General features: G+C 62.0%; 5 protein-coding genes, 1 tRNA gene and 1 pseudogene. 3 read left to right on the forward strand and 4 right to left on the reverse strand.

Annotated features, from left to right (window positions below):
• Positions 1 to 313: pseudogene (locus tag BW994_RS18555) on the forward strand (hypothetical protein); the annotation flags it as partial.
• On the opposite strand, the gene BW994_RS18560 reads toward BW994_RS18555, so the two are convergent.
• The 3 genes from BW994_RS18560 to BW994_RS18570 form a co-directional block, all read right to left on the reverse strand.
• On the reverse strand, positions 288 to 1,091 hold the full coding sequence (locus BW994_RS18560; RefSeq protein WP_051657670.1) for a hypothetical protein: 804 nt from the start codon (positions 1,089 to 1,091) through the stop codon (positions 288 to 290). The pseudogene BW994_RS18555 and the gene BW994_RS18560 overlap by 26 nt on opposite strands.
• A 72-nt stretch (positions 1,092 to 1,163) precedes the next feature.
• A complete protein-coding gene (locus BW994_RS18565; RefSeq protein ID WP_342743262.1) occupies positions 1,164 to 1,430 on the reverse strand; it encodes a CsbD family protein in 267 nt (88 codons plus the stop codon).
• Between the two features lie 55 nt (positions 1,431 to 1,485).
• A complete protein-coding gene (locus tag BW994_RS18570) occupies positions 1,486 to 2,955 on the reverse strand; it encodes a PAS domain S-box protein (RefSeq protein ID WP_029314328.1) in 1,470 nt (489 codons plus the stop codon).
• Positions 2,956 to 3,091: 136 nt separating this feature from the next.
• On the opposite strand from BW994_RS18570, the gene BW994_RS18575 reads away from it, so the two are divergent.
• Positions 3,092 to 3,166, forward strand: a tRNA-Gly gene (locus BW994_RS18575).
• Between the two features lie 292 nt (positions 3,167 to 3,458).
• Here the strand turns inward: BW994_RS18575 and BW994_RS18580 are convergent.
• The gene (locus BW994_RS18580) at positions 3,459 to 4,124 is read right to left on the reverse strand and encodes a hypothetical protein (protein ID WP_139334230.1); all 666 of its coding nucleotides are present in this window, start codon (positions 4,122 to 4,124) and stop codon (positions 3,459 to 3,461) included.
• On the opposite strand from BW994_RS18580, the gene BW994_RS19485 reads away from it, so the two are divergent.
• Entirely contained in the window at positions 4,123 to 4,359 is a 237-nt protein-coding gene (locus BW994_RS19485) for a hypothetical protein (RefSeq protein WP_139334231.1), read from the forward strand. The two genes, BW994_RS18580 and BW994_RS19485, sit on opposite strands and share 2 nt — an antisense overlap.
• Positions 4,360 to 4,616: the final 257 nt, after the last annotated feature.

A 4,616-nucleotide genomic window follows, 5' to 3' on the forward strand; every position in this document is an offset into this window, starting at 1 on the left:
TTTGATCGCAATCTTCTGCCTGATCAGTTGGCGGATTTTCTGGCTTACCATGGCCAATCGCACTGCCCCAGCCGAACCACCACGGTGCGCCCTGACCAAATTGGAAATCAGCTTGCTCGATCACATCGTGAAAGATCGAGAGCCATGCAGCCAGAAAACACTATCCCATTATCTCGTCAAAATCGCACGCCTCGGAGGCTATCTCGCCCGCGCGAGTGATCCGCCACCCGGCAATACCGTCATGTGGCGCGGAATGACGCGCCTCACCGATATCACCCTCGGAGCGGTCACCATGGCAAATATTTGTGGGTAATCGAAAGCCTCACCGGATGGGTACTTTTCTGCTTCGCCTGATCGCGATTGACGCCGAGTTCAGCTGAAACGAGGTCGTCGAGCCGTGTGCGATCAGGCTGCGACAATTTACCATCGACGATGCGTTTGCGGATCAGTCTGGTGATCTCGGTGCGGCGCTGGGCGGATGACATGTCGCTGGGTTTGTTCGGGCTTGCGAGGGCGCCCTGCATTTGGTTGATCAAGGATTGTGCTCCAGAGGGAAGGCTGTTGCCTGACGTATGGGCGGCCACTTGGTTGCCGACGGTGGAGGCGACCGAGCCGACGCCGTGGGCGAGGCCGCCGAGCAGGTTCGAAGCGCCGCTGATCGCGGTCGTCGCGACGCCGGCGATCAGATTGCCGAGCAGTATGGCCGAAACCAGCAAGGTGGCAGCCCAGACGGCAAGGCCGTGCAACGTACCATCGGTGCCATCCGCCGTGCCGGACAGGCGAGCGGCGGTGTAGCCGCCAATCGCAAGGGCAATCAGATTGCTGATCAGCAGCCAGGCTGCGGCACCGATGCCGAAGCTCGATACGTCGGGCCCATTGCGCATGCTGGTATCGGCAAGCATGGCGCCGACCGCGGCACCCAGCGTGTTGAGCATGAGGCCGATGGCGAGTGCGATGACCGCGCCGGCAAAGATAGCGCCCCACGAGATTCGCGCGGTAAGCGATGGCGCGCCTTCAACCACGCCAGACGCACGCACGACCGCGGGTGCGCTGACGACGGCGGACGGGTCGGCCGAGGGATAGGTTTGCATGACTGAATTTCCAGATATTGCGTCCCTGCCCGGCACATGGCCGGGCAGGTCGCGGATTGGCGGGCGCGAAACTTACTTCTTGAACGTATCGCGGATGGCGTCTTTCGCGCCGCCGACGGTGCTTTGCGCCTTGCCGGCGGCCTTTTCGGCAGCACCTTCGGCCTGGGTCTTGGTATCGCCGGTCACTTTGCCCACGGCTTCCTTGACGGAGCCCTTGACCTGCTTGGCGATGCCCTCAATGCGATCCTTATCCATATCGACCTCCTGTTGCTGCGCCACCCGGAAGCGGGCGGCGGGATTGAACAGAACGGATATTGGCAAGTTCGCTGAAAAATGCACGTAATTTCGAAATCGATCCTAGTCGTGCCGCATCAACCCGACTAGTGCAGCCAGACTAGCCCGCGCCGGTGATGCCGCGTTCGCGCGCCCAGATCACCAGGCTGGCGCGGTTTGAAACGCCGGTCTTGCGATAGAGTGAGGCGACGTGGTTGCGCACCGTATTGCGTGAAACACCCAGTGTTTCGCCGATCGCGGCGTCGTTCAACCCATCGCACACCAGGCCCAGCACATCGCGCGCGCGGGGCGGCAGGTCGGTCAGGCCGCCGCTGGCAACCGGGGCGGTGGCGCGCCGCTGGCGGACCAGTTGTTCGACCACCGCCTTGGTGAAATCCGCCTCCTTCATCGCCGCCTCGATCGCCTGCGCCACTTCGACGCCGGTGCGGTTGCGATCGGAGACGTTCTGCGCGGCAACCAGGATGCAGGCCTGATCGCGGATGTCGACCGCCGCGGCCGAGACCACGCAATCGATCACGGTGCCGGTTTTGGTCCGCAGGCGCATATCCACATTGAGCACGCTGTGCTCGCGGCGCAGGCGGCGGTGCAGTTCGGCGGCTTCGTCGGCGCTGTCCCACAACGGCAGTTCGGCCGCGTCCCGGCCGATCGCGTCTTCCGCATCGAACCGGGTTTCGCGGGTAAACGCCTCGTTGATCAGCAGGAACCGCCAGGTGTCGCGGAGAACGATGGCGAGCGGCACCGGTGCGAGGCGGAAGGCGGTTTCGAACCGCTCCTCGCTCTGGCGCAGGGCATCCTCGGCCTGGCGCCGGCCATCGAGATCGGCGAAGGTGAACAGCATGCAGCTGACATCGCCCATCTCGATCGGCTGGCCGGCGAGGACGACGCATTTTTCGCCGCCGCCGGGCAGCTGGAGCATGCCTTCCATTTGTGGAATCGTGCGCCCCTCCTTGAGCCGTTCGATCGCGAGTTCGCGGCGGGCGGCCCCTTCCAGCACATCGACCTCGTAGACCGAGCGGCCGATCACGTCTTCCTCGGCATAGCCGGTCATTTCGAGGAAACCGCGGTTGACCTTGATGTGACGCAGATCATCGAGCCGGAGAATGATCGCCGGCGCGGGATTGGCGTTGAACGTGCGCTCGAACCGTTCCTCGGCGTTGTACCGCTCCGTCTCGTCATCGAGGATCAGGACCAGCAGGTCGGGCACTCCCTCGTCATCGACCAGCACGAGGCTGCGGATGCGGTGCACCCAGGTGGTCTCGTTGTTGCCGGCCGGCGCCACCTCGACCACCACCTCGGCGAACGCCTCGCCGCTCAGCACCCGCTCCATCGGATATTGTCCTTCGGCGAGGCGATGGTTGTTGCGGTAGCGGAGCTCGAAGCGCTGGCGATAATCCGACACGGTCTCGCCCAGCGCCTCGACCGAATCGACCCCGTGCATGGTCAATGCGCGCTCGTTTGCCCAGGTGATCCGCTGGTCGATGCTGACCAGAATCACGCCGTTGCTGACGCCCGCAACGATCTGACGCAGATGGCGGGATTCGGCATGTTGACGCGGAACGGTTTCGGACATGGCGGCAATTTAGGGCAACAATGGTGTGAAGGACAGCCGAACATGCCCCCACGCCCAGCTTTCAACCCTGCAATCGGCCAGCGGCATGATCGACCGCTTGCCAAGTTCGGCAGAGCTGAGTATCAGAGCGCCGGACGCGGGCGTAGCTCAGGGGTAGAGCACAACCTTGCCAAGGTTGGGGTCGAGGGTTCGAATCCCTTCGCCCGCTCCAGATTTTCCCGATTGCGGGATAGGTTTTTAGAGTCAACATCACGAATTCGCTGCCATATTGGGTCGGCCTTGCCGAACGGGGTGAAGGCGCTGGGGATGTTGTTCGAGCAAACCCGACATTCGCCCCGGCGTTGCCCCGGCAACCGGAGTAGCGATCGGTCGCGGACGTTTCCAAAGGCACAAACCCAAATTAACAAAGTTTTTTTGCTTCTTTTTTGTTCACAAAAAAGAAGAACTTCCCTTGTCTTTTTACGCTTTTAGTTACGATATCGTAACGAATAGGACGTGCGAAATCATGGCCCCTTCCGCCAGAGTTTTTTGACGTTGAAGGAGGGGACGAACGGCTGGTGCCAGGGTGGCACGGGCGGTGGGGGTGGGCCGAGGATTTCGCGGAGTTGTTCGGGTGTGAAGTCGATGCTGCCGTCGGGGTTGATTTTGTATTGGTCCATGAAGCTGGGCTGGCGCTTTGGTTTGCGGGGGCGCTTGGGCCGGGGCTTGGTCGATTTGGGGCGTTTGATGCTGGGTGGGTAGCGCAGGCCGAGCATGGTGTGCAGCGGGCGGAGGATGCGGCCGAGGCTGGGATGGGTGGCGAGGAAGGCCTGAAGGATGGGGTCTTCCATGAAGTGCTGGAGTTCGAGGCGGGCGTTGGCACCGGCGACGATGGGGGCGGCGGGGCCGTTGGGCAGCAGGCGGATGAGCCAGGCGAAGCCGCGCGGCAGGGTTAGGGCGGGTTTGGGTTTGGGTTCGGTGGGTTCTTTGCGCTCGGTCTTGGCGCGCGTGCGCGGGGTTCGTGGCGGGCTGGCCGCGATTTTGGCGAAGCGGGCGATCTGGCGGCTGAGGTAGTTCCAGATCAGGACGAGGAGCGGGCCGTGGATTTTGAGGCGGTAGCCGTTGTCGGCCACGGAGCGTTGCAGGGCGCGGAAGATTATCGCGAAGCGCTCGGACGGGTCGGCGGGCATGAAGGGCGCGTTCGAGATCATGACCATGGGTAAACCATGGCGGGTGGGGGGTGAGAAAGGAAAAAGTTGGGCGAAGGAAACCGAGCGCGTCTTTTCTGTAAAAAGGAAGCAAAAAACTTTTGGTCTTTGGGGATGGGGTTGGTTGTTGGGTGCGCGTTCCGGTGGATCGCGATCACTGATTCCGTTTGATCGCGATCACGCAATCCGGTGGATCGCGATCATGGATTCCGTTTGATTGCGATCATCGATTCCGGTGATCGCGATCATTGGGATCGGCGCGGTGCTGGTGGGTCTCTGCTGACAGTCTTCAACTGAAGGTAGTCTTGATCTTTTGCCGAGGAGCAAGGGTTCGAGATGCCTGGAGAGAGATTGTCGATGCGGAAGATACGTGAGATTTTACGTCTGCGGCTGGAGCATGGTCTGGCGCAGCGTGCGATTGGGCAAAGCCTTGGGCTGAGCCAGGCTGCGATCAGTGAGTATTTGGGACGGGCG

The organism is Acidiphilium rubrum, assembly GCF_900156265.1.
Classification (GTDB): Bacteria; Pseudomonadota; Alphaproteobacteria; order Acetobacterales; family Acetobacteraceae; genus Acidiphilium; species Acidiphilium rubrum.

Coding starts and splice junctions, on each gene's coding strand:
- BW994_RS18560 (WP_051657670.1), bottom strand. CDS start 1,091: ATGCAAACCTATCCCTCGGCCGACCCGTCCGCCGTCGTCAGCGCACCC.
- BW994_RS18570 (WP_029314328.1), bottom strand. CDS start 2,955: ATGTCCGAAACCGTTCCGCGTCAACATGCCGAATCCCGCCATCTGCGT.
- BW994_RS18580 (WP_139334230.1), bottom strand. CDS start 4,124: ATGCCCGCCGACCCGTCCGAGCGCTTCGCGATAATCTTCCGCGCCCTG.
- BW994_RS19485 (WP_139334231.1), top strand. CDS start 4,123: ATGAAGGGCGCGTTCGAGATCATGACCATGGGTAAACCATGGCGGGTG.